Raw genomic sequence first — 23,294 nt, forward strand, 5'->3', positions numbered from 1 at the left:
GCCTGCGGGTGGTCACCGAGCGGACCGGCGCCCCCGGCCGCGGAGACACCCGCCGAGCCCCCCGCGGCCCAGGCCCAGGGCAACCGGCGCACCAAGAAGGGCAAGCCCGTCATGCCCTCCTGGGACGAGGTGCTGCTGGGCGTGCGCGGGCAGCGCTAGCCCAGCAGGCCCGCCAGCAGGCACACCCAGGCGACCACCAGCCCGGCCGCGGCCCCGAACGCGGGCCAGCGCCAGAACGGGGTGCGTCGCACCAGCCACAGCGACGGCGCCAGCCCGAACGCCACCAGCACGTTCGCCGGTATCCAGAGCAACCCGAACGCGTCCGCGAACGCCCGGCTGAGCATGATGTCGGCGATCGCGATGAGCACCGCGAAGAACGCCGAGACCGTCAGTCCGGTGGCCCAGGGCGTCGCCGGCTCCGGCGCGAGCCGTGGCAGCGGGCCGGTGGCCCGGCCCCACACCTGCTCGGTCCGCCCGGTCACCGGATCGGTGAACTCCACCGGCCGGCCCAGCACCTCGGCGAGCCGGCCGGCGAGCTGCCGGCCCCGGCGGCGCACCAGGCTCTGCTCGGCCGGCCCGCCGTTCGTCCCGACCGTCGACGCGACGGTCGCCCACTCGGTCAGCGCCGTCTCGAGTTCCTCGGGCACCGCCGGATCGCCCGGCCGTCGATTCCCGGGCGACACCTGACCCCCCGCAGCGAGGCGCACCGCATCAGATTACGGCCGGGGACACCGCGTGGAACGCGACCGCCGCGGCCGTTGCGACATTGAGAGAGTCGACACCCGTGGCCATCGGGATGCGGACCCGTCGGTCGGCCGCGGCCAGCGCCTCGGGTGTCAGGCCCGGCCCCTCCGCGCCGAGGAGCAGGGCCACCCTGCAGCCGCTCAGCCCGGCCGCGGAGATGCTCTCGGCGTCGGCGGCCGGAGTCAGGGCGGCCACCCGCAGCCCGGCGTCGCGCAGCAGGTCCAGCGACCCCGGCCAGTCACCGGGCAGGGTCGCGAACGGCACCCGCAGCACGTGTCCCATCGAGACCCGGACGCTGCGCCGGTACAGCGGATCGGCACATCGCGGGCCGAGCAGGACGCCGTCCACGCCGAGTGCGGCGGCGTTGCGGAACAGCGCGCCGAGGTTCTCGTGGTCGTTGACCCCCTCGAGCACAGCGATGACCCGGGCGCACCCGGCGAGCTCGCCGGGATCGGGGGCCGGAGCGCGGTCGGCCACCGCGAGCACCCCGCGGTTGAGATGGAAGCCGACGGCGGTGGCCATGGTGTCCGCGTCGGCCTCGTAGGCGGGCACGTCGAGGCCGGCGAGGTCGTCCGCGAGCTCCGCGAGCCGCCGCGGCACCCCGAGCAGCGAGCGCACCGGGTAGGGCGAGTCGATCAGCCGACGGACGACCACGACCCCCTCGGCGATCACCAGGCCGCGGCCCCCGGGGCGGTCCGGCCTGCGGTCGGCGTTCGTCAGGTCCCGGTAGTCGTCGATGCGGGGGTCGTCCGGGTCCTGGATCGGGGTGATAGTGGCCACGGGGGTGCATCGTTGCAGGCCGGCTAGGGCACCCCGGATTCCGTCATCCGGTCAGCCGGTACCGCACACATCGACGGTGTGTCACGGTGGATAGTCGCCCGACCGGCGTCGGTGCGCAGGCTCCGGCTCGTCCGGGCACGGGGGAGCAGGGAGGCAATTCACGCATGGGCCAGGACGTCGACCGGACCACGTTCAGTCGGCGGGACCGCCAGCGGTATCGAGCCAAGGTGCATCGTTGCCTCGACGCGCTGGCCGTGATGCTGCGAGAGCACCCGTTCGCCCAGGACGAGCCCATGACCGGGATCGAGGTGGAGCTCAACCTGGTCGACCGCGAGCTGCGGCCTGCGCTGACCGGGGCCGCGGTGCTCGACGCGATCGGGTCCTCGGAGTTCCAGACCGAGCTCGGCCGGTGGAACATCGAGCTCAACCTGCCCCCGCGGCCACTGCCCGGTGACGAGTGGCGCCACCTCGAGCACCACCTGCTCGACGAGCTGGCCGTGGCCCGCGCCAAGGCGCAGGACTGCACGTCGCGCCTGGTCATGATCGGGATCTTGCCCACGCTGGAGCGCGACCACCTCGTCGCGGAGGCCATCTCCGACGACGAGCGCTACGCGGTGCTCAACGAGCAGATGCTGACCGCTCGGGGTGAACCGATCCGCATCGACATCGCGGGGGACGACCCGTCCGGCCGGCACAGCGTGGAGCCCGAACGGCTGGTCGCCGACTTCGACACGATCGCCCCGGAAGCGGCCTGCACGTCGATGCAGCTGCACCTGCAGGTGGCGCCCGGCGAGTTCGCCGCCTACTGGAACGCGGCGCAGTGCCTGGCCGGGGTTCAGCTCGCCGTCGGGGCGAACTCCCCGTTCCTGCTCGGTTCGCGCCTGTGGGCCGAGACCCGGATCCCGTTGTTCGGCCAGTCCTGCGACGTGCGCTCGGTCGAGTTGAGGAACCAGGGGGTCCGGCCGCGGGTGTGGTTCGGCGAGCGCTGGATCAACTCGATCCTCGACCTGTTCTCCGAGAACGCCCGCTACTTCCCCGGCCTGATGCCGGTCACGGAGGACACCGACCCGCTGGCCGACCTGGAGGCCGGCCGGGTCCCGGGGCTCGACGAGCTGCGACTGCACAACGGCACGATCTGGCGCTGGAACCGCCCGGTCTACGACATCGCCGACGGCTCCCCGCACGTCCGGGTGGAGAACCGGGTGCTGCCGGCCGGTCCCACCGCCGTCGACATGGTCGCCAACGCGCTGTTCTTCTACGGGCTGCTGCGCGTGCTCGTCGAGGCCGACCGGCCGCTGTGGAGCTCGATGTCGTTCGAGGCCGCCGAGGAGAACTTCACGACCGCCGCCCGGCACGGCATGGAGGGCCCGCTGTACTGGCCCGGCTCCGGCTGGATCCGGCCCGACGAGCTGGTGCTGCGCAAGCTGCTCCCGCAGGCGCACGAGGGTCTGGCCCGGTGGGGTGTCAGCAGCGAGGTCACCGACCGCTACCTGTCGGTGATCGAGCGACGCTGCGTCACCCGGCGGACCGGGAGCGCCTGGCAGCTCGACGCGGTGGCCGCCCTCGAGGCCCGGGGCGCCGACCGGAGGACCGCGCTGCACGGCATGCTCGCGCGATACATGGAGGCCTCCGCGGCCAACGAGCCGGTGCACACCTGGCCCCTCCCCTCCTGACTGTGAGTCGCGGTAGCCCGCGCGCGAGTCGCGGCAAATCCGCGCGCGAGTGGCGGTAGATCCGCGCGCGAGTCGCAGACCTTCTCCGCGAGTCGCGGTAGATCTGCGCGCGAGTCGCGGTAGATCTGCGCCGGCCGGGCGCGCAGGCCGCGCTCCGGGGCACGCCCGGCCGCGACAGGGGCCGGACCGCCCCGACCGTCGCCACTGATCGCCGGTCACCGGCCTCACACCTCCCGGATTCACCATCGCGAATGCCGGTCGCGTTCGGCCTCCCACGCCGGGCGGCCGCTCCTACATTCGATCCGTCCTGGTGATGGCGATCAGCTCTGGGCCGCCCAGCACTCCGCCACCGCCATCGCCCGCCCCGGCCCGACCGGGGCCAGCCAGCCGTGGCGCACCCGGCCCACCCGCCGGGTGCCGATGGCGCACGCCCGCAGACGGGGGAACCATGTCCGAGCCATCCACCGGCACCACCTGCGTCTCCCGTCCCGGCCGGGACGGGTGAGGAGCGGTGGCCCGCTTCCGGCTCTTCGGACGTCCCGCCCCGGTCTCGCCCGGCTCGGCGCCCTGGATCCCCGAGGGCACCTCACCCGGCTACGGCTCACCCCGTTACGGCCCACCGGGGCCGGGGTGGAGCGCCGGCCCACCCGTGACGCACGGCCCGTGGACCGCCCCGCCGGACGTCGCCGGTCCCGCGAACGACCGCGGTGGCCCCGCCACCCGGGCCGCCCGGCCCGCCCGGCGCCCGATCCGGACGGAGGACGTGCTCGCGCCCGACCCGATCGACGACCTACCGACGGACCCGCACGGTTTCCCCCCGATCGGTGACGCCGACCCGTCGCCTCCGGGATTCGGGGACCCGCCGTCCCCGCCACATCCCGCCGAGGCGGCGGCGCTGGCCGGTGCGTTCGCCGTCGACTACCTGTCCTGGGACGAGGACGACCCGGCCCGCCGCGGCCTCGTCCTCGCCGACTACCTGCCCGTACCCGGTGGCGACCCGGCGCGGCTGGGCTGGTCCGGACGCGGGCGGCAGCGCGCCGAGTTCGCCCTGCCCGGGCTGGTCCGGCCCGACGGCGACGGGCGGGTGCTGGTGGACGTCCGCGTCCGGGTCACCCCCTACCGCCGGGTGGGCGGGCGCGGCGATCCCCCCGTCGAGCCGGAGCCGGAGATCGTCGGGATCCCGGCCGTCGCGCCGGCGCCGAGCGGCCGCGGCTGGCGCAGCCTGGCCTCCCACTGGATCCGCATCAGCGTGCCGATCGCCCTCGACGCCGGCCGCCTGGTCGTCGACGCGTGGGAGGAGACCCTGGGCGAGGACGAGCCGCCGCCCGCCGACCGAGCCGACTTGACCGACCCCACCCTGGACGACGACGCATCCGTCGCCGGGCGCACCGGCGGCGCGTGGTGACCGGCCTGCATCCCCCGGTGGTCGCCGGCGTCGCGGGCGGCGTCGGGACGACGACGGTGGCCGTCGCGCTGCGCGGGCACGACGCCGGCCGCGGCGTCGACACCCGCACCGACGTGGTGGTCTGCCGCTGCACCGGGGATTCGCTGCGCTGCGCGGCCGCGCTCGCCGACCGGTTCGGGCCCGGCCCGCGCCCGGTGCTGGCGGTGACCGCGGACGGCGCCGTGCCCACCCGAGGGCCGTTGCACGCGCGGCTGCGGATGATCGAACCCCAGTTCGCCGCGCTCGTCGTACTGCCGCGCGTGGGCCGCTGGCGCGAACTCACCGACCCGCTCACCGAGGCTGCGGGGCTGTTCGCCCAGCCGGTCGAGGAGCTGCCCCGCTCGCTCCGCGCCTACGTCATGGCACTGCGCCGGCTGGCGAGCGCTGTCGCCGCAACCGGCCGGCTCCGCCAGGACGACCCGCGGCCTCGGCGCTCCGACGCGCCGATCCACCAGCACGAGCCGCCACCGGTGCCGGCCCGCGGACGCGTCCGGCCGGGGCGCGGCGTCCGCATCGTGCCGCCCACCGAGCGCGTCGACGCCGATGTGCCGCGGCGATCCGCCCGGCTCGCCGAACCCCGCCGCCCCGACGGCCCGTCCCCGATCGCCGCACTGAACGGAGCACGACCATGAGCATCGCAATCGGGCTGGCCGGCGCCACCGATCTCGTCACCGGATGGCTGGAACGGGGCGTACCGGCCGCGGGCGCCCTGGCCCTGCTGGTGTGCGCCGGCCTGGTCGTGGTGGGCCGGCGCCGGCGCAGCACCCTGGCCCAGGACGGCCTGGTCGGCGCGACGTGGGTACTCGGCGGTCTCGCGCTCGCCGCGGGGGCCGCGGCCCTCGTCGGAGTGGTGGCCGGGACGGTCGCCGGATGACCGGGCCGAACCCCACCGCCGAACCGGGGTCGGCGTTCATCGCGATCGTCGAGTCGGCAGCCCGGGCCGCGTCCTCGATGGCCGCTGAGGCGGCGGCCGCCTTCGCCGTGCCCAGTGCAGGGCTCGACCAGCCTGCCGTCGCAGGCTCGCAGTCCGTGCTGCGGCCGTTGCTGCTCGGGGTGCTCACCACCGCGGTGCTGGTGCAGTCGATCCGCATCGTGGTGCTCCGTCGCGGCGAGCCGCTCGTCGCGGTGGCGACCGGGCTCGCGCGGTTCGTCCTGGCCACCGCCCTGGGGACGGCCGTGCTGCAGGCCGCGCTGGTCACGGGGGACGCGATCGCGGCGGCGCTGCTGGGGCCGGGCCCCGGCGCGGCGGGTGCGGTCGGCGCCCTGACGGCCGAGCGGGTCGCCGGCCGCGACGGGCTGGCCGAGCCCTTCCTGCTGCTGCTCGCGTCGGTGTGCGTGCTGCTGCTCGCCGCCGCGCTGTGGATGACGCTTCTCGTACGTCAGATCGCGTTGCTCACGATCGCCGCGGTGCTGCCGCTGGCCGCCGCCGGGTCGCTCACCGCCGGGACCCGCGGATGGCTGGTCCGGCTCGCGCCGTGGGCCGGTGCGCTCGTCGTCCACAAGCCGGCGGCCGCCCTGGTGTTCACGGTGGGGGCCGGTTGCCTGGGCTCCCCCGAGGCCCCGACAGGGGTGGGCGGCGTCCTCGCCGGCATCGTGGTGCTGGGCCTCGCGGTCGCGGTGCTGCCGGCGGCGCTGCGGCTGCTGTCGTGGTCCTCGATCCGGATGGCCGGTGGGTGGCCGGCGCCGGGGCGGGCCGCCCCGGCCGGAGCCGTCGGGGCGGTCCGGTTCACCAGGCACGGCCAGGGCGCGGGCGCGGTGGCGCTGGCCGGGTTCATCGAGCACACGGGCCCGGGCGCCACCGGCGCGCGACCCGCACCACCTGCGTTCGTCCCGTGGGCGCCCGACCCGCTGCCCGCCCCCGACCCCGGGCGTCGTACGGCCTACGCGGGCGGGTCGCCGGATCCGTCCCCGCGAGTCGCGCGGTCCGGCCACCGGGACCCGGGAGCTCCGCACCTGGGGCGCCCCGCGCTCGAGGTGGCCCGGTGACCGCGCAGCCCGAGCAGCCCCGGCTCTACGGGCACTGGCGTCCCGAGCGCGGCTGGGGTCTCGGCGCGCTGAGCACGGGCCAGACCCTGGGAGTGTTCGGGGCCGTTCTCGTCCCGGTGCTCGCGGCGTCGATCGTCCCGCGGCTGGCCCTGCCGCTGGCCGGAGCGGCGGCGGTGCTGATCGTCGGGCTGGTCCTCCGGATCAGCGGGCACACCGCGGCGGACGTGCTGCTCCGCCGGGCGCGCTTCGGCGTCGCCCGGGCTCGCGGCTGGACCGAGTTCTCCGCCGGCGTGCTCAGCGACCATCCCCCGGGCCACGAACTGCCCGGGGTGCTGGCCCCGCTGGTACCGCTGGACACCGATGACGGCCGGGGCGGCCGACAGGCCCTGATCTGGGACCGGCGGGCGGGGACGCTCTCCGCGGTGCTGCGTTGCGCGCCGGTGGGTCTCGATCTCGCCGACACGGGGTGCGCCGACGAGTGGGTGGCCGGATGGGGCGCTTGGCTGGCAGACCTCGGGCACCGCCCGATCGTCCGGCAGGTCGCCGTGACGGTCAGCACCACCTCCGGCCTCCCGACCACCGCCGGCTACCTCGCGCGCCGCGTCCGGCCCGACGCCCCCGAGGCCGCGCGGCGCACCATGAGCGAACTGCTCCGACAGGCCCCCGCGGCGGCGGAGACCGCGACGCACGTGACCGTCACCCTGGACCCGTCCCGCGCCGTCCCGCGCCCGGACGATCTGCTCGACGGCGTCGCGGAGGTCACCCGCCGGCTACCGGGGCTGGAGGCGGGGCTCGCGGGCTGCGGGGTTGCCGTGCTCGACCGGGAACCCGTGGCCGACCTGACGGCGCGGGTGCGGGCGGCGTTCGACCCCGCAGCCCGCGGCGAGATCCTCGACGCCGACGACGCCGAGCGGTTGCTCGACTGGGCCGAGGCCGCCCCGGTCGGGGCCCGCGAGGAGTGGGGCGAGTACCGCCACGACTCCGGCCTGTCGGTCAGCTGGGCGCTGCAGGAGGCGCCGCGGCAGGCGGTCACCGCTCGGGTGCTGGTCCCGTTGATGGCGCCGGGACCGTTCCCGCGGCGGGTCACCTGGGTCTACCTGCCCTACCCGGCCGACGCCGCCGCCGCGCAGGCCGAACGCGAGGTCACCGCGGGGCACGTGCGGCTCGGCTGGGCACAGCGCACCCGCCGCGACGAGACCCACCGCGACCGCGACGACCGCGATCGTGCCGAGCAGGCCGCCCGGGAGGAGGCGGAGGGCGCCGGGCTCGGCCGGTTCACCCTGTACGTGACGACCACCGTGGAGGATCCGGCGCTGCTGCCCGCCGCGGTGGCCGATGTCGAACAGCGCGGTGGGGCGGCTCGGCTGCGGTTGCGACGCCTGTGGGGCGCGCAGGCCGTCGGGTTCGCCGCGACGCTGGGCCTCGGGGTGGATCCGGGCGGCCTGGCGGGACGGGCCCGATGAACGCCCGGGCGGTGGGGCTGCGGGCGGCCGACGCACCCCGAGCGTGGGGCCGGCCGGCGCCCGGCGGCGGACGCGCCGGGCACGTCGAGGGCGGGGCGCTGCACGTCGGCCCGACCAGCCAGGTCTGCGGGCTGTTCCCGTTCGCGATCGGAGCGGGCGCCCCGGTGCACGGGGTCCCGATCGGCCGGCATCTGCTGACCGCGGAGCCGGTCGGTCTCGATCCCGCGGAGTGGCTGCGCCGCGGCCTGGTGTCGAGCACCGGGGTGTGGGTCCAGGGCCAGCCCGGGATCGGCAAATCCGCCTTCGTGAAGCGGATGATCACCGGCCTGGTCGCGTTCGGGGGCACCGCGGTCGTGCCCGGCGACGTCAAGGGCGAGTACGGGCCGCTGGTCGAGGCGCTCGGGGGCACGGTATGGCGTATCGGCCGCGGGCAGCACGCGCTCAACCCGCTGGACGGTTCGCCGGTGCGGGCCGCGCTGCGCGCCGCCGTCGGCGGCGACCGGGCCGCGCTGGCCGACACGCTGCGCGCCCGCCGCATCGCACTGCTGGAGGCGCTGCTCGTCGTGGCACGCGGGGAACCGCTGCCGGTCACCGAACGACGGTTGCTGGCAGCCGCCCTGGACACCGCGACCGACGCCAGGGTCGACGACCCGGTGATCCCCGATGTGCTGGCCGCGCTGCTGCACGGCGCCGACCCGCTGCCCGGCATCGTCGCCACCCGTGGCCCTGAGGCTTACCGGCGGGCGATCCGGGAGCTGGTCAACACGCTCGCGCTGCTGTGCGACGGCCCGCTGCGGGGCATCGTGGATCGACCATCGACGTTCCGGGCCGACCCGCTCGCCCCGGCCGTCGCGGTCGACGTCTCCGCGCTCGACGGGGACGCCGACGACGTGCTCGCCGCGGCCATGCTCTGCACCTGGGCCTGGTCGGCGGCCGTGGTGGACGGCAGCCGCGCGGGACGACCCGAGGGCGCCGAGCCGGTCGCCGTCGTGCAGGACGAGCTGTGGCGGGCGCTGCGGGTCGCCCCCGGCCTGGTCGAGCAAGCCGATCGGATCACCCGCCTGAACCGGCACCGCGGGATCGTCTCGTTCCAGGTGACCCACTCCCTCGACGATCTCGTGGCGCTGCCCACCGAGGCCGACCGGGCCAAGGCGCGCGGGCTGGTGGCGCGCAGCGGGATGCTCGTGCTCGGCGGCATGGCGAAGCGGGAGCTGGAGGCGCTGCGCGGGCTGGTCCCGGTCAGCGCCGGTGAGTCGGCTCTCGTGACCTCGTGGGCGGGGCCGCCCTCGTGGACGACGGGGGCGGTGCATCCGGGCCGAGGGCGGTACCTGATCAAGTCCGGCGAGCGGGTCGGACTGCCGGTCGGACTGACCCTGACCCCCACGGAGACCGGTCTGTACGACACCGACCGGGCACTGCGCCCTGCTCAGGGTCCCGGGTGAGCCGTGCGCGCGACGACCGTGCTGCGCGGGCCGCTGGCCGCCGCGCTGGCCGCGCTGCTGGGCCTGCTGCTGCTCGGGGCCGCGAGCGAGGATCCGGCCGGGTCCGTATCGGGGATCGACCAGGCTCGGCTGCCGTCACCGGCCCGGGAGGCGCTGCCGCTGATCTCCGAGCTGACGGCGACGAACTGCCCCGAGCTGCCACCGCTGTGGGTGCTCGCCCAGGTGCAGGCCGAGTCCGGCTGGGACCCGACCGCGACCAGCGGCGACGGGGACGGTGCCGCGGCCGGGCTCTACCAGCTCAGCGAACGGAACTGGCTGGCCGCGGGCGGTGCCCGGTGGCCGTCGAGCCCGCCGGGACCGGACGCCCAGGTGACCGACGCCGCGGCCCATCTGCGGGTGGCCATCCCCTGGATCTGCGCGAATCTGCGCGCGGTGACCGGGCACCTCGCGGCGACCGGCAAGACGACGGACCCGCTGGACGCGATGCTCGTGTGCCACATCGCCGGCTGCCGGCGGGTGATCGAGAGCGCGACGGGCGTCCCGCGGGAAGGCGAGGCGGGTTGTGGCGCCCGGTGTGCCGACCTGGTGCGGCGCTACCTGGACGGGGTGCACGGCTACCTGGAGCGCTTCGCGGCGCCGGTGGGTCCGGCCGAACCGGCGCCGGACCCGGGGGCCCCCGTGGATCCCTACCCCGGTGGCTCGACCGGCTGCACCGCGCCGGACCCGACCGGCGACGGCTGCCTCACCGGCGCCGCCCGTTACGGGTTCGAGACGGCCGCAGCCGTGTTCGGCGGCTGGCGGGACGGCCCGGTGATCCGCTCCGCGGGCTGCTGGGACGAGCACGCCTGGAACCCCCGCAGCGACCATCCGCGGGGCAGGGCGTGCGACCTGTTCCCCACCGAGCCGGGCGTGTTCCCGGAGGGCGAGGAGCTCGCGAACGGCTGGCGGCTGACCGAGTGGTTCCGCGGCAACGCCGGGCCGCTGCGCGTCAAGTATCTGATCTGGCAGGGCCGGTACTGGGATCCGAGCGTCTCGGATCAGGGCGGCTGGGGCCGGCGCTACACCGGCGGCGGGGTCTACGACGTCCGCGACGCGACCGGCGGACACTACGACCACCTGCACGTGAGCTTCGCGGAGTGACGTCGTGAACCGGCGCGTCCACGGGGAACTCGGTCCACTCGCCGCCGCCCTGGCCGCGATCGTCATGCTCGTCACCGTCCTGCTACTCGGCCGGCCGTCCATCGAGGAGACCCGGCCCGACACACGGCCGCTCGGCGCGGTCCTGGGCGCCGCCGACCGGAGCGAACTGGCGGCGCCCGCGATCGGGCGCGGATCCGGCGACCCCGTCGTCGATCCCGGTGTGCGGCCCACTGATCCGGACGCCGTCGCCCGGGCCTATCTCGTCGCGGCCCACGGCGCGGTCGGCGAGGACGCGGGGCGGACCCACCGGCGCGCCGCCGGCTACGCCGCACCCGGGAGCGTGCCGGCGCAGGTCGGGGTCGTGGTGATCGACGCGCCCCCACCCGGTGCGGTGCGGACGGCGACCGTGACGTCGCTCGAGCTGGTGGCGGCCGACCGGCGGGGCTCCCGCCGCGGTTACCGGGCCACCGTCGCGACCGCGACCGGGCCCCCGGGCGCCCCGGACACCGCCCTCGAACGCGGTGAGATCGCCGGTTACCTCGTGCTGGCGCGGCAGCCCGACGGCCGCTGGCTGGTCAGGACGGAGACCCCCACGACCCCGCCGGCTCCCGACCTCCCCGTCGGGGAGGGCTGAGCGACCAGGAACGACGGGCAAGGACAGGCAAGGACGAGGAGCACCGGCATGACCATCGACGAGCTCGAGCAGCTGATCCGCCGCTACTTCTCCACCGGGGTCGCCGTGGTGGTGATCGCCATCGGGCCGGGCACCCAGGCACCCGATCCGGGCGGGCGCCCCGGGGGGACGACGGTCGTGCGGGTGGAGCCGGCACCGGTCGGAGGGGGTTCGGGGGAGGCCGGAGCCGGCCCCGCGACGGCGAGCGGACCGCGGGCGGCGCCGGCGGACGCCGGCCACCGCGGGGCTACCGCCTCCGATGGCGAGTCCGGCACCGCGGGCGGGGGCAGCCGCTCCGGCGTCTCCTCGTCCGATCCCGGCTCCTCCCGATCCGACGCGACCCGGGACGGCTCCTCGCTCGACTCCGACGTCGGGGCCGCCGGCCGGGATCTCGACGAGCCCGAGCCCGAGCCCGGGTCCGAGCCCGAGCCCGGGGCCGGTTCGGTGGACGACGGTTCCGGGCCCACCCGTGACCCCGAGGAAGCCGCGCCGGAGGTGGAGAGCGAAGACGGTCCTGCCGACAGCGTCCCCGGATCGCTTGGTGAGGGCGGTTCCGGCCCGAGCACTCGCGCCGGCGAGGCCATGATGGACGGACCAAGCGCCGGTAGCGGTGACATGGACCGGAGCATCGGCAACGAGAGCGCCGGCGCGGGCGCCCCGGTCGCGGGCGCCACGACCGGCGCCCGGGCAGGCGGCGCCGCGGGAGGCACCGCCGGAACCACCGCCGCCGAGCGGTACGGCTGGGGCACCCCGAACCGCGCCGACGAGTTCGACGGCGGCACCGAGCAGTGGAGCAGCTACGACGGCCCGGGGTACGCGGGCCGGGGGACCCGTTCCCCCGGCGCCGTATCCGTCGAGAACGGTGTCCTCACCATCACCGGTGACTCCGCGGGCACCACCGGGGGGCTGGCCTGGGGCCGGGGTCAGAAGTACGGACGGTGGGAGGGCCGGGTCCGTGTCCCGGCCGGCGACCCGTCGTACAACGCGCTGCTCCTGCTGTGGCCCGACGCGCAGGACTTCCCGGTCGGGGGCGAGATCGACTTCATGGAGGTGGTGGATCCCGCGCGGCAGAAGACCGGCGTCGTCGTCCACTACGGCGAGGACAACTCGCAGGTCCACGGCGAGGTCGAGATCGACGCGACGCGATGGCACAACTGGGCGGTGGAGTGGACGCCCGAGTCGATCACCGCCTACGTCGACGGCGAGGAGTGGTATCGCACGACCGACACGAGCGTCCTCCCGCCCGGCCCGATGCACCTGTGCATCCAGTTGGACTGGTTCCCCCGCGGCGGAACCCCGGCGGAGTCCCGGATGGAGGTCGACTGGGTGCGGCAGTACCCCTGGGACGGAACGGGCGGTACGAGCGCACAGGATCCGGACGCCGGCCCTCGGCCGGGCGGGTGAGCCGGCGAACGCCCCGCCCGCCTGGACACGGATCGGGCCCCGACCCGGAGGTCGGGGCCCGATCCGTTCCCGAACTGACGCGCCACTCCCACCACGAAGCGACACGACTGAGGTTAGCCTAACTTTCGATCAAGCACCAGAGGAAACTCCGGCGTTCCGGCGTGACCCGACCGTCCACGATCCCGGCCTCGTGCTGTTGGTCTGCGGGCTGGCGCGGTTCGCGGTCTACAACGTCGCGCTGAACGCCGCCGAGCAGCGCGTCGACGCCGGGACGACGGCGATGCTCGTCAACATCGGTCCGGTGCCCTTCGCGCTGTTCGCCGGGCTTCTACTGGGCGGGGGCTTCCCGCGCCGGCTGGTGATCGCGCCACGGTCGCCTTCGGCGGCGCCGTCCTGATCCGGGGCGGCGACCGCCCGGGCCCAGACCGCGGACGTGCTGGGCGTTGCGCTGTGCGTCGTCGCGGCGGGACCTACGCGGTCGGCGTGCTCGCCCGGAAGCCCGTACTGCGACGACTGCCCGCGCTGCAGGTGACGTTCCCGGCCTGCGCGATCGGCGCCGTCGCCTGCCTGCCCTTCACTCCCGGCCTGCTCACCGATCCGGGCGCGGCGCCGCCCGCGGCCGTGGCCGGGCTGATGTCGCGCCGACCCGTCGCCGAGACCCCGGGCCCGCCTGACAGGTGCGCACACGGAGCGGGCCCCGGCCGTGTGGCCGGGGCCCGCTCCGTTCCCGAACTGACGCGCCGCTCCCACCACGAAGCGACGTCATTAAGTTAGCCTAACCTTGCTCTGTTCGCAAGGCCCGCACCCATCCGATCGGGTTCCATCCGCCCGCCCCGCAGCGACGCAGCAGGAGCGCCCCGACGACGAGCACCGACACGACCGTGACCGCTCCGCCCACCACCAGCGGCGCCCGACCGCCCAGCCGCTCCGCCAGCACGCCCAGCAGCGGCGCGCCCAGCGGCGTGCTGCCCAGGAACAGCAGGATGTACAGGCCCATCACCCGCCCGCGCATCGTCGGATCGACGGACAGCTGCACGGTCGCGTTCGCCGCGGTGGTGAACGTCAGCGCCGCGACCCCCACCGGTACGAGGGCGATTCCCGCGGCGAGGTAGGTCGGCATCAGGCCGGCCGCGGTCACCAGCACCCCGAAGACGAGCCCGGACCCCACCACCAGCCGCAGCCGGGGCCGTCCGGCGCGGCGTGCCGCGAGCGTCGCACCGATGACGGAGCCGACCGCCAGCAGCGTGGTGAGCAACCCGTACGCCTCGGCTCCGCGGCCGAAGACGTTGCGCGCCAGCAGCGCCAGCGTCATGTAGAAGTTGATCCCGAAGGTGGAGACGAGGAAGACCAGCGTGAGCACGGCGACGAGATCCGGGCGGCCCCGCACGTAGCGCAGCCCCTCCCGGAGCTGCCCGGACCCTCGCGGCACGCGCTCGCTGCGGAACAGGCCCGCCTGGTTCATCAGCAGCAGGCCGGCGACCACCCCGACGAAGCTCGCCGCGTTGATCAGGAAGACCCAGCCGGTGCCGACGGCCACGATCAGCAGCCCGGCCACCGACGGCCCGACGATCCGGGCCAGGTTGAACGTCAGCGAGTTCAGGGCCACCGCATTGCCGACCTGTCCGGGCCCGACCAGTTCCGAGACGAAGGCCTGACGCACCGGCACGTCCAGCGCGGAGAAGCAGCCGAGCAGCAGGCACAGCAGGTACACCTGCCAGAGCGTGACCACACCCGAGACGTCGGCCAGCCCGAGCACGAGCGCGCACAGGCCCATCGCGACCTGGACCGCGATCAGCATCCGCCGCTTGTCCACCCGGTCGGCGAGCACGCCGCCCCACAGCGAGAGCGCGAGCGTCGGGGAGAACTGCAGCGCGGCGGCGATGCCGAGCGCGGTCGCGCTGCCGCCCGACAGGTCCAGCACCAGCCAGTCCTGGGCGACCCGCTGCATCCAGGTCCCGATCAGCGACACCACCTGGCCACCGGCGAACAGCCGGTAGTTCGGCACCCGCAGCGAGGCGAACACGCCCCCGGGGGCGGGCGCGGACGACGAGCCGGTCGGGGAGTCGAGAACGGCGCTCACAATTTAGTTAGCTTACAGCAACTACACCCGGCGGACCCCCTCGTCAGCCGAGCAGCAGCTTCAGCGGGCCGATCGCGAAGTACCCGACGAACGCTACCGCGACCACCCACATCAGCGGGTGCACGGCGTGCCGCCGGCCGGTCGCGACCGCGAGAAGCACGTAGCTGATGAACCCGGCGCCGATCCCGTTCGCGATCGAGTAGGTGAACGGCATGACCACGATCGTCAGGAACGCCGGCAGCGCGATCCGGAAGTCGGTGAAGTCGATCTCGGCGATCTGCCGCATCATCAGCGCCCCGACGATCACCAGGGCCGGTGCCGCCGCTTCGATCGGGACCACCAGGTAGAGCGGGGTGAAGAACATCGCAGCCAGGAACAGCAGACCGGTGACGACGTTGGCGAGCCCCGTGCGGGCGCCCTCGGCGATGCCCGCCGCCGACTCGACGTACACCGTGTTCGACGAGCTGGACGCGGCGCCGCCGACCACCGCGCCGGCACCCTCGACCATCAGCGCCCGCCCCACCTTCGGCAGCTGACCGTCGGGACCGATCAGGCCCGCCTGCTTGCCCAGCCCCGTCATCGTGCCCATCGCGTCGAAGAAGTTCGCGAGGACGAGCGTGAAGATCAGCAGCGCGACGGTGATGAAGTCCAGGCGCGCGAAGGCGCCGAAGGAGAAGTCCCCGACCAGGGACAGGTCGGGCAAGCCGACGATGCTGTCGGGCAGGGCCGGGACGCTCAGCGACCAGCCCTTGGGGTTCGTCCCGGCGGACGGTCCGACCTGCGCGATCGCCTCCACCACGATGGCGATCGCGGTGGTGGTCACCACGCCGATCAGGATGCCGGCCCGCACGCCGCGGGCCACGAGGATCCCGGTGATGAGCAGGCCCACTGCGAACACGGCCGTCGGCCACGACGCGATCGAGCCGCCGATGCCCAGCCCGACCGGCACCGTCGTGTTCGCCGCGTCGGGGAGGCGCCGGACGAGTCCGGAGTCCACGAATCCGATGAAGGCGATGAACAGTCCGATCCCGACCGCGATCGCCGCCTTGAGCTCCGGCGGGACGGCGTTGAACACGGCGGTACGGAAACCCGTCGCCACCAGCAGCATGATGATCAGACCGTCGATCACCACCAGGCCCATCGCCTCGGGCCACGTCATCAGCGGCGCGAAGGTCACCGCGACCAGCGTGTTGATCCCGAGGCCGGTGGCGATCGCGAACGGGAAGTTGGCGACCAGCCCCATCAGCAGCGTCATCACGCCGGCGACCAGCGCGGTCACCGCGGCGACCTGGGCGACGGGCAGGATGTTACCCAGCACGTCGACCTTCGCGCCCGGGCTGTCGGCGACGAAGCTGCCGAGGATCAGCGGGTTGAGCACGATGATGTAGGACATCGTCACGAAGGTGACGAGACCGCCGCGGAGCTCGCGGCCCACTGTGGACCCGCGCTCGGAGATCCTGAACAGACGCTCGAGGCGCGAGGTCCTACCGGTCGGCTGCTCGACGTCGGAGACCGGGGTCATGCGATTCACGCGGTCACCGTAAGCCCGAGCGAGCCCGTAGGCTGGGACTGTGATCGATCCGCCACCTCTGCCCCGCCGATTCGGCGAGATGAGCATGGTCGTGGCGGTGGGCACCCTGGGGTGGCTGGCCGGCGCGTCGGTGCTGCTGCTGGCGTACCTGATCGCCGGGCGCCCGCTGGACATCTGGTTCACCACGTGTGTGGCCGGCGCCGTGCTCGGGGGGATCGGCTACGGGATCTTCCGCTGGCAGCGCGCGGCGGCCCGGCGCGGGGCACGTGGTGCGCAACAGGGCCTCGACTGAGGGCATCTCGCCTCCGGACGTCCACAACAGCGATCCACCCGTTTGTTGCCGCTGTGGGGCGCTTTAAACGACGGGGAGTCCGGGGATCGGGGAGATCCGGCGTTCTAGGGTGTCGGAGGTGACTTCCATCCCACCGCCCCCCATCATCGACCGACCCGTCGCCGTCGTCACCGGGGCGAGCTCCGGGATCGGCGCCGCCACCGCTCGCCGACTGGCCGACGAAGGTTTCGCCGTCGTCCTCGGCGCCCGCCGGCTGCATCGCATCACCGAACTCGCCGCCGCGATCGGCGGCACCGCGATCCGGCTGGACGTCACCGACCCCGAGTCGGTCGAGGCCTTCGCCGCCGCCGTGCCCGAGGCCAGGCTGCTGGTCAACAACGCCGGTGGGGCGAAGGGTCTGGAGCCCGTCGCGGAGGCGAACGAGGACGACTGGCGCTGGATGTACGAGGTCAACGTCCTGGGCACGCTGCGGGTCACCCAGGCCCTGCTGCCGGCGCTGCTCGCCTCCGGCGACGGGCACATCATCACCGTGACCTCGATCGCCGCGCTCGAGCCCTACGACAACGGGGCGGGCTACACCGGTGCCAAGCACGCGCAGGCCATGCTGCACCGCACGCTGCGCGGCGAACTGCTGGGCCAGCCGATCCGGCTGACCGAGGTCGCCCCGGGCATGGTGGAGACGGAGTTCTCCCTGGTCCGCTTCGGCGGCGACGCCGAGAAGGCCGGCAACGTCTATCGCGGACTGACCCCGCTGACCGGCGACGACGTGGCCGACGCCATCGCCTACGCGGCCACCCGCCCCTCCCACGTCAACATCGATCAGATCGTGCTCAAGCCACGGGCCCAGGCGTCGGCGAGCCGCGCCCACCGCGAGGGCTGACCCGGGCCGGCCGTCCTCACGGTCAGGCCGTCTCCTCCGACCGCCGGTGCTCGTCGGCGGCGTCTGCAGGGGTGTCCGATCCGGCCGCGTCGGCGACCCGTTCCTCGGAGTCGCGCAGGATCTCCGTGGCCTCGGACTCGCGTGTCTCGCGGTCCTCCCCGGCCTGCTCCACCGCACGTTCCTCGGGCAGGGGCTCCGCGCGGGTGGCGGCGCGGTCGTCGAGGTCGTCCAGGGCGGGCTCGGTGCGGTCGCTCATGGGGCAGCCGTACCCGAACCGCCGGGCCGGGAACCCCCACCGGGAGTGACCTGCGAGGCACCTACAGGGCGGACAGGCCCTTCCACTGCTGCCAGGACAGCGTCCAGTCCCAGATGTCGCCGTCCTTCGCCGAGAGCGCGATCGGGGTGCCGGTGACCTCGACCGGATCGCCGTAGAGAGCGGTGTCGTAGTACGCCCGGGCGTTCTCGAGCGAGAGGTTGACGCAGCCGTGGGTCACGTTGGACGAGCCCTGAGCGCCCGACGACGCCGGGTTGGCGTGGATGAACTCGCCGTTGTTGCTGATCCGCACGGCCCACTTCTCCATCACGTCGTAGCCGTACTGCTCGCTGATCATCCGCTTGTCGGTGAACTTCTCGCTGACCACGTGGATGCCGGAGCGGGTGTTCCGGTTCGGGTCGGACCCGAGCCCGTAGCTGGCCGGGTAGCTGGCCACCTGCCGGCCGTTGCGCATCACGACCATCCGGAAGGAGTTCACGTCGGCCTTCACGATCTGCGCGCGGCCGATCGTGAACGTGCTGGTCACGTCGGCGGCACCGTACCGGCCGTCGCCGTAGGCCACCCCGTAGAGCTTCGCGGTGACGGTGACCCGGGTGTTCGGCTTCCAGTACTCCTTGGGCCGCCAGTGCACCCGGGAGCCGCCGTTCTCGTCGGGCAGCCAGCCCCATGCGCCCTCCGTGGGCACGGACGTGGTCACCGCCAGGGCGCGCTCCGCGGCGGCCCGGTCGCGGACGTGGCCGTTGAACTGGATCTGGATCGGGGCGGCGATGCCGACGGTGCGGCCGTCGCCGATGTTCAGCGTGCCCCGGACCTTCTCGCTCGGCTTCACCGTGGCGAACGATCCCTCGACCGGGACCTTGCGGCCGTCGGAGCCGGTGGCGATGCCCCGCCACGTGTAGGTCCTGTCGTAGCCCAGCGACTCGCTCGCCGTCCACGTCGTCCGGTCGGCGTTCAGCGCGCCCGACACTCGCGCTCCGGCTTCGTTGAGCAGATCGACCGTGTCGAGGGTGCCGTCGGCGACGGTCACGGCGACCGGTGCGGCGGGGTTGACCCCCCCGGCGCCCGCCGCGGGCTCGTAACGCACCGTGGCCTTCGGTGCGAGCAGCGTGGGCGTCGCGGCGTCCCCGCCGATGCGGCCCGCAGCCGTCGCCACGGTCATCAGGCCGGCCAGTCCGACCGTCACGACGGCCAGGACCAGCAGAAGTCGTCGCATTCCTCTCCCCCGAGCGAGCCCCGCTCCCACCCTGGTGGACGCGGCGGCCGCGCGTCAGTCGCCCCGCCCGGGCGCGATGGTGGACTCGAGAAGGTTACGCCGAAAGCGCCGAGAGTCGCTTCCATTGCTCCCAGGACAGGGTCCAGTCCCAGAAGTCGCCGTCGCGTTCGGCGAGCTGGACCGAGGAGCCCCTCACCTCGACGGGGTCGCCGTAGAGCGCGGTGTGGTAGTAGGCCTCGGCGTCGGCGGGCGCCAGGTTGATGCATCCGTGGGTGACGTTCTCCTTGCCCTGCGCGCCGAGGGTGTCGGTGCTCGCGTGCACGAACTCACCGTTGTTGCTGATCCGCACCGCCCAGTCCTGGACCGCGTCGTAGCCGTAGCGCTCACTCACCATGCGCTTCTCGGTGAACTTCTCGGTGACGACGTGGATGCCCGAGCGGGTGACCCGGCCCGGGTCGGACTCGAGCCCGTAGCTGGCCGGGTAGTCGGCGACCTGCTCGCCGTCGACCGTCACGATCATCCGGTGGGTCGCGACGTCGGCCGTCACGACCTGGGCGCGGCCGATGGTGAACGTGCTGTTCAGATCGGTCGCGCCATAGCGACCATCGCCGTAGTCGTGGCCGTAGAGCGGGGCCCGGACGGTGACGGTGGTGCCGCTGGGCCAGTACTCGCGGGGCCGCCAGTGCACCCGCGAGCCGCCGTTCTCGTCCGGCAGCCAGCCCCAGGCGCCCTCGACCGGAACCGACGTCGTCACGCTGAGCTTGCGCTCGACGGCCGCCCGGTCGGCGACGTGGCCGGTGAACTGGATCTGGACGGGGGCCGCGATGCCCACCGTCGCGCCGGGGCCGATGTTGAGGATGCCGCGCATTCGCTCCTGCGGGGTCAGGGTCGTGAACGACCCTTCGAGGGGGACCGCACGGCCGTCTGCGCCGGTGGCCGAGCCGCTCCAGGTGTAGGTGCGGCCGTAGCCGAGCGGCTCGGTGGCGCCCCACCCCGACCGGTCCTCGGTCAGCGCGCCCTGGACCTCGCGGCCCTCCGGCGTGAGCAACCGGACCGCCTCGAGCGTGCCGCCCGTGACGCTGACGCCGACGGGGTCCGCCGGGTTCGTGTCCGTGACGCCGACGCCGGGGCGGTAGGTCACCTCCGGGCCGAACAGTGCCGGGCCGGCGGTCGCCGCCGTCATCGCGCCCGCCGACGCGATCAGCACCACGGCCAGGATCAGCAGGATCCGTCGCATTCTCTCCCCCGTACTGCCGGTCTCGTCCTGAAGGACGCATGAGGGGAGATCCGGTTGCCTCGCCTGGTTGGTCCGTTTGCGCGCGATGATCGCCCCGTATCCGGTTCAACGATGGCCACCGCATCGGGTGACGCACGTACGTGTGGTCGTGCCGGCCAACCGGGTGCAGCGAGTGACCCAGCGCAGAACTCAGAGCGCGCAGCCCACGAGCACCGGCTCCGGGTGGAGCGTGACACCGAACCGGTCGCGCACCCCGGACCGCACCTCCGCCGCCAGTTCGAGCAGGTCGGCGGTCGTGCCGTCACCGCGGTTGGTGAGCGCGAGGACGTGCTTGGTGGACAGCCCGACCCGCCCGCCAGGGCCGGGATGGCCCCGGCGGAACCCGGCGTGCTCGATGAGCCAGGCCGCCGGCAGCTTGACCCGGCCGGCTCCGGCCGGCCACCGGGGCAGCCCCTCGACGCCCGGGACCTCGGCCTCCGGCAGCACCGGGTTGGTGAAGAACGACCCCGCGCTCCACGTGTCGTGGTCGACGGCCTCGAGCACCATGCCCTTGCCCCGGCGCAGCCCCAGCACGGCCTCGCGGGCCGCGGCCGCCGGGACCCGGGCACCGGGCTCGACGCCGAGGGCCCGGGCGAGCTCGGGGTAGCGGATCGGGGCGCTGTCGGCGCCCCCGGGCAGGGCGAAACGCACCCGCAGCACGATCGCGTGGTCGCGGCCCTTGAGGATGCTCGTGCGGTAGCCCAGGCCGAGTTCGGCGGCCGGCACGTGCGACCGGACCGTGCCCGTCCGCCGGTCGTACAGGTCCACGTCGACGAGCAGTTCGGCGATCTCCACGCCGTAGGCCCCCACGTTCTGCACGGGGGTGGCCCCGGTGCGGCCCGGAATCCCGGACAGGCACTCCAGCCCGCCGAGACCGTCCGCCACGGTGGACGCGACGACGCCGTCCCAGTCCTCCCCCGCCTCGACGGTGAGCAGCACCGTCCCGTCCGGACGCCGCTCGGTGCGCTGTCCGCTGCTGGTCACCCGCACGACGGTGCCGGGGAAACCGGCGTCGGCCAGCACCACGTTGGATCCGCCACCGAGCAACAGCACGGGCTCGCCCGCGGCGTCGGCGGCACGCATCGCGTCGACCACGGCGGCGGCCGAGTCGGCCTCGACGAGCCGGTCCGCCGGCCCACCGAGGCGCAGCGTCGTGTGCGGAGCGAGCGGAGCGGCCACGATCGGTGGAGGGGTACGCACGACCGGCAACGGTAGCCTCCGCCCATGGCGCGCTCGATCGACTACCGGTCCACCTCGCTGCATCCGGCGGACGAGGTCTACGCGACGATGGTGGATCCCGACTACCTGCAGGCCCGGCTGGAGCGCCTCGGCGGCCCTGGGGCCGCCCTGCTGGAGCACTCCGCCGACGTGCACGGTGCCCGCTACCGGCTCCGGCACGGCCTCGACGCCGAGCACCTGCCGGCGATCGTGCAGAAGGTCCTGACCGGCGACATCGTCATCGAGCGTTCGGAGAGCTGGACGCGCCGCGGCGAGGGGCACTACGACGGTGAGGTGACCGTCCGGATCCCCGGCACCCCGGCCGCGGCCTCGGGCTGGATGCGGCTGGCCGACCTCAACGGGGCGGACGCCGGGAACAGCGAGCTCGTGGTGCACGCCGACGTCACGGTCAAGGTCCCGCTGATCGGCGGCAAGATCGAGGACACGATCGCCGAGCAGGTCACGCGGCTGTTGGCCTCCGAGACCGCGTTCACCCTCGACTACCTGCGCTGACTCACGACGTCGACGGGGCGGCGGTCACGGTGCGGGTGCGGCGGCGGTGCACCGACTCGACGACCCAGGCCAGCAGCCCCGCCGCCGGGAACGCCGCCCCGATCCAGCAGACCGCGGCCCATCCGTGGCTCGCGTACAGGACCGCGGACAGCCCGCTGCCGGTCGCCCCACCCAGGAAGTACATCGTCATGTAGGCGGTGTTGACCCGGCTGCGGGCCTCCGGGCGCAGCGCGAACACGACGCTCTGGTTGCTGATGTGGCTGCCCTGCACACCGAAATCGAAGACGACGAGCGAGACGGCGAGCGCGACGAGTGAGTGCGCGCCCAGGGCGAAGACGGCGAACGACGCCGCCGCCACCGCCATGAACGCCCCGGTGGCCCGGTGCGCCCAGCCGCGGTCGGCGAGGCCGCCGGCGAACCGGGCGGCGAGCGCTCCGGCCACCCCGAACAGGGCGAACAGGCCGATCGCGGCGTCACCGAACGAGAACGGCGGCGCCGCGAGCAGGAAGCCGATGGACGTCCACAGCGCGCCGAAGGACGCATACACCGACGCCCCGTAGGCCATCCGCAGCCGCAGCACCGGCTCCTCGCGGATCAGGGTGAGTACCGAGCGGAGCAGGCTCGGGTAGCTCATGGTCGTGGTCTGCGGCACCACCGGCAGCGAACGCCAGAGCGCCACGGCCGCCACCGCCGTCAGCACCGCCCCGAGCACGAAGACCGCCCGCCAGCCGAACACCTCGGCGACCAGCCCGGCGACCGCACGCGAGATCAGGATGCCGATCAGCAGCCCGCTCATCACCGTGCTGACCACCTTGCCCTGCTCGCCGTCGCGGGCGATCTCGGCGGCGAACGGGACGAGCACCTGCGCCACGACGGTCGTCAACCCGACGAAGCCGGCGGCCGCGGCCAGCACCGGCAGCGTCGGCGCCGCGGCCACCACGACGAGTCCCGCGACCGTGACGCCGAGCGTGGTCACCACGAGCCGTCGGCGTTCGAGCAGGTCACCGAGGGGGACCAGGGTCGCGAGCCCGAGCGCGTAGGACAGCTGGATGATCGTGAGCACCGCACCCACCGCGGAGCTCGGAGCGTCGAACTCGGCGGCCAGGGCGGCTTCGAGCGGCTGTGCGTAGTAGTTGTTCGCGATGATCACGCCGGTCGCGAAGGTCATCGCGGCGACCGCGCGGCGGCGCGTGCGATCCGCTTCGGGGACACTCACCGCCAGAGCTTGCCCCGCGGGTGCGCTCGCGCGCACCGGCCTCCCGGTGTGA

Annotated in this window: 25 protein-coding genes; 15 read left to right on the plus strand and 10 right to left on the minus strand. The window is 74.4% G+C overall.

Annotated elements, in window-relative coordinates; genetic code table 11:
- Positions 1-155: 155 nt before the first annotated feature.
- Positions 156-647 (minus strand): DUF2537 domain-containing protein, encoded by a 492-nt coding sequence (locus tag HF519_RS32950; RefSeq protein WP_169413997.1) that lies wholly within the window; start codon positions 645-647, stop codon positions 156-158.
- Between the two features lie 64 nt (positions 648-711).
- Positions 712-1,524: a TrmH family RNA methyltransferase gene (locus tag HF519_RS17305; protein WP_169413998.1), complete on the minus strand. Its 813-nt coding sequence runs from the start codon at positions 1,522-1,524 to the stop codon at positions 712-714.
- Between the two features lie 164 nt (positions 1,525-1,688).
- On the opposite strand from HF519_RS17305, the gene HF519_RS17310 reads away from it, so the two are divergent.
- Entirely contained in the window at positions 1,689-3,197 is a 1,509-nt protein-coding gene (locus tag HF519_RS17310; RefSeq protein WP_169413999.1) for a glutamate-cysteine ligase family protein, read from the plus strand.
- 320 nt (positions 3,198-3,517) lie between these two features.
- On the opposite strand, the gene HF519_RS17315 is transcribed toward HF519_RS17310, so the two are convergent.
- On the minus strand, positions 3,518-3,658 hold the full coding sequence (locus tag HF519_RS17315; RefSeq protein WP_169414000.1) for a hypothetical protein: 141 nt from the start codon (positions 3,656-3,658) through the stop codon (positions 3,518-3,520).
- Positions 3,659-3,708: 50 nt separating this feature from the next.
- Between HF519_RS17315 and HF519_RS17320 the strand changes: the two genes are divergently transcribed.
- From HF519_RS17320 to HF519_RS17370, 11 genes are all read left to right on the plus strand, one after another.
- Complete coding sequence (locus tag HF519_RS17320; protein WP_169414001.1) at positions 3,709-4,602, plus strand: hypothetical protein; 894 nt, start codon at positions 3,709-3,711, stop codon at positions 4,600-4,602.
- Positions 4,596-5,273, plus strand: a complete 678-nt coding sequence (locus HF519_RS17325) for a hypothetical protein (RefSeq protein ID WP_169414002.1) — start codon at positions 4,596-4,598, stop codon at positions 5,271-5,273. The genes HF519_RS17320 and HF519_RS17325 overlap by 7 nt, the downstream gene beginning before the upstream one ends.
- Complete coding sequence (locus tag HF519_RS17330; RefSeq protein ID WP_169414003.1) at positions 5,270-5,515, plus strand: hypothetical protein; 246 nt, start codon at positions 5,270-5,272, stop codon at positions 5,513-5,515. Before HF519_RS17325 ends, HF519_RS17330 begins: the two co-directional genes overlap by 4 nt.
- Positions 5,512-6,627 carry a hypothetical protein gene (locus tag HF519_RS17335; RefSeq protein ID WP_169414004.1) on the plus strand — a complete coding sequence of 372 codons (1,116 nt, stop codon included), beginning with the start codon at positions 5,512-5,514 and terminating at the stop codon, positions 6,625-6,627. Before HF519_RS17330 ends, HF519_RS17335 begins: the two co-directional genes overlap by 4 nt.
- Positions 6,624-8,090 (plus strand): SCO6880 family protein, encoded by a 1,467-nt coding sequence (locus tag HF519_RS17340; RefSeq protein WP_169414005.1) that lies wholly within the window; start codon positions 6,624-6,626, stop codon positions 8,088-8,090. The genes HF519_RS17335 and HF519_RS17340 overlap by 4 nt, the downstream gene beginning before the upstream one ends.
- The gene (locus tag HF519_RS17345) at positions 8,087-9,532 is read left to right on the plus strand and encodes a putative type IV secretion/conjugal transfer ATPase (RefSeq protein WP_169414006.1); all 1,446 of its coding nucleotides are present in this window, start codon (positions 8,087-8,089) and stop codon (positions 9,530-9,532) included. Before HF519_RS17340 ends, HF519_RS17345 begins: the two co-directional genes overlap by 4 nt.
- A 3-nt stretch (positions 9,533-9,535) precedes the next feature.
- Positions 9,536-10,672 (plus strand): VldE C-terminal domain-containing protein, encoded by a 1,137-nt coding sequence (locus tag HF519_RS17350; protein ID WP_169414007.1) that lies wholly within the window; start codon positions 9,536-9,538, stop codon positions 10,670-10,672.
- 4 nt (positions 10,673-10,676) lie between these two features.
- Entirely contained in the window at positions 10,677-11,306 is a 630-nt protein-coding gene (locus HF519_RS17355; RefSeq protein ID WP_169414008.1) for a hypothetical protein, read from the plus strand.
- A gap of 48 nt (positions 11,307-11,354) precedes the next feature.
- Positions 11,355-12,749 (plus strand): glycoside hydrolase family 16 protein, encoded by a 1,395-nt coding sequence (locus tag HF519_RS17360; RefSeq protein WP_169414009.1) that lies wholly within the window; start codon positions 11,355-11,357, stop codon positions 12,747-12,749.
- Between the two features lie 190 nt (positions 12,750-12,939).
- Positions 12,940-13,146, plus strand: coding sequence for a hypothetical protein (locus HF519_RS17365; protein ID WP_169414010.1), 207 nt, complete (start codon positions 12,940-12,942; stop codon positions 13,144-13,146).
- 86 nt (positions 13,147-13,232) lie between these two features.
- A complete protein-coding gene (locus tag HF519_RS17370; RefSeq protein ID WP_169414011.1) occupies positions 13,233-13,523 on the plus strand; it encodes a hypothetical protein in 291 nt (96 codons plus the stop codon).
- Between the two features lies 1 nt (position 13,524).
- Here HF519_RS17370 and HF519_RS17375 read toward each other — a convergent pair whose 3' ends face one another.
- The gene (locus HF519_RS17375) at positions 13,525-14,829 is read right to left on the minus strand and encodes an MFS transporter (RefSeq protein ID WP_312860161.1); all 1,305 of its coding nucleotides are present in this window, start codon (positions 14,827-14,829) and stop codon (positions 13,525-13,527) included.
- A 43-nt stretch (positions 14,830-14,872) separates the two neighbouring features.
- On the minus strand, positions 14,873-16,351 hold the full coding sequence (locus tag HF519_RS17380; RefSeq protein WP_169414026.1) for an NCS2 family permease: 1,479 nt from the start codon (positions 16,349-16,351) through the stop codon (positions 14,873-14,875).
- Between the two features lie 49 nt (positions 16,352-16,400).
- Between HF519_RS17380 and HF519_RS17385 the strand changes: the two genes are divergently transcribed.
- On the plus strand, positions 16,401-16,652 hold the full coding sequence (locus HF519_RS17385; RefSeq protein WP_169414012.1) for a DUF2530 domain-containing protein: 252 nt from the start codon (positions 16,401-16,403) through the stop codon (positions 16,650-16,652).
- A 145-nt stretch (positions 16,653-16,797) separates the two neighbouring features.
- The gene (locus HF519_RS17390; protein ID WP_169414027.1) at positions 16,798-17,532 is read left to right on the plus strand and encodes an SDR family NAD(P)-dependent oxidoreductase; all 735 of its coding nucleotides are present in this window, start codon (positions 16,798-16,800) and stop codon (positions 17,530-17,532) included.
- 22 nt (positions 17,533-17,554) lie between these two features.
- Here the strand turns inward: HF519_RS17390 and HF519_RS17395 are convergent, their stop codons facing one another.
- From HF519_RS17395 to HF519_RS17410, 4 genes are all read right to left on the minus strand, one after another.
- Positions 17,555-17,788 (minus strand): hypothetical protein, encoded by a 234-nt coding sequence (locus HF519_RS17395; protein WP_169414013.1) that lies wholly within the window; start codon positions 17,786-17,788, stop codon positions 17,555-17,557.
- 61 nt (positions 17,789-17,849) lie between these two features.
- Positions 17,850-19,019, minus strand: coding sequence for a L,D-transpeptidase (locus HF519_RS17400; RefSeq protein WP_169414014.1), 1,170 nt, complete (start codon positions 19,017-19,019; stop codon positions 17,850-17,852).
- Positions 19,020-19,113: 94 nt separating this feature from the next.
- Positions 19,114-20,256 (minus strand): L,D-transpeptidase, encoded by a 1,143-nt coding sequence (locus HF519_RS17405; RefSeq protein WP_169414015.1) that lies wholly within the window; start codon positions 20,254-20,256, stop codon positions 19,114-19,116.
- A 189-nt stretch (positions 20,257-20,445) separates the two neighbouring features.
- Positions 20,446-21,495, minus strand: coding sequence for a UDP-N-acetylmuramate dehydrogenase (locus tag HF519_RS17410; RefSeq protein WP_312860162.1), 1,050 nt, complete (start codon positions 21,493-21,495; stop codon positions 20,446-20,448).
- Between the two features lie 24 nt (positions 21,496-21,519).
- Between HF519_RS17410 and HF519_RS17415 the strand changes: the two genes are divergently transcribed.
- Complete coding sequence (locus HF519_RS17415) at positions 21,520-22,026, plus strand: DUF2505 domain-containing protein (RefSeq protein WP_169414017.1); 507 nt, start codon at positions 21,520-21,522, stop codon at positions 22,024-22,026.
- 1 nt (position 22,027) lies between these two features.
- Here the strand turns inward: HF519_RS17415 and HF519_RS17420 are convergent, their stop codons facing one another.
- Positions 22,028-23,242, minus strand: a complete 1,215-nt coding sequence (locus HF519_RS17420) for an MFS transporter (RefSeq protein ID WP_312860163.1) — start codon at positions 23,240-23,242, stop codon at positions 22,028-22,030.
- Positions 23,243-23,294: the final 52 nt, after the last annotated feature.

Source organism: Pseudonocardia bannensis (assembly GCF_012911875.1).
In the GTDB taxonomy this organism is placed as follows: domain Bacteria; phylum Actinomycetota; class Actinomycetes; order Mycobacteriales; family Pseudonocardiaceae; genus Pseudonocardia; species Pseudonocardia bannensis.

What these genes read in the sequence shown, in the direction of transcription:
- HF519_RS17345 (WP_169414006.1), top strand. Translation starts at nt 8,087, where the DNA reads ATGAACGCCCGGGCGGTGGGGCTGCGGGCGGCCGACGCACCCCGAGCG.
- HF519_RS17405 (WP_169414015.1), bottom strand. Translation starts at nt 20,256, where the DNA reads ATGCGACGGATCCTGCTGATCCTGGCCGTGGTGCTGATCGCGTCGGCG.
- HF519_RS17335 (WP_169414004.1), top strand. Translation starts at nt 5,512, where the DNA reads ATGACCGGGCCGAACCCCACCGCCGAACCGGGGTCGGCGTTCATCGCG.
- HF519_RS17330 (WP_169414003.1), top strand. Translation starts at nt 5,270, where the DNA reads ATGAGCATCGCAATCGGGCTGGCCGGCGCCACCGATCTCGTCACCGGA.
- HF519_RS17315 (WP_169414000.1), bottom strand. Translation starts at nt 3,658, where the DNA reads ATGGCTCGGACATGGTTCCCCCGTCTGCGGGCGTGCGCCATCGGCACC.
- HF519_RS17415 (WP_169414017.1), top strand. Translation starts at nt 21,520, where the DNA reads ATGGCGCGCTCGATCGACTACCGGTCCACCTCGCTGCATCCGGCGGAC.
- HF519_RS17360 (WP_169414009.1), top strand. Translation starts at nt 11,355, where the DNA reads ATGACCATCGACGAGCTCGAGCAGCTGATCCGCCGCTACTTCTCCACC.
- HF519_RS17395 (WP_169414013.1), bottom strand. Translation starts at nt 17,788, where the DNA reads ATGAGCGACCGCACCGAGCCCGCCCTGGACGACCTCGACGACCGCGCC.
- HF519_RS17400 (WP_169414014.1), bottom strand. Translation starts at nt 19,019, where the DNA reads ATGCGACGACTTCTGCTGGTCCTGGCCGTCGTGACGGTCGGACTGGCC.
- HF519_RS17310 (WP_169413999.1), top strand. Translation starts at nt 1,689, where the DNA reads ATGGGCCAGGACGTCGACCGGACCACGTTCAGTCGGCGGGACCGCCAG.
- HF519_RS17380 (WP_169414026.1), bottom strand. Translation starts at nt 16,351, where the DNA reads ATGACCCCGGTCTCCGACGTCGAGCAGCCGACCGGTAGGACCTCGCGC.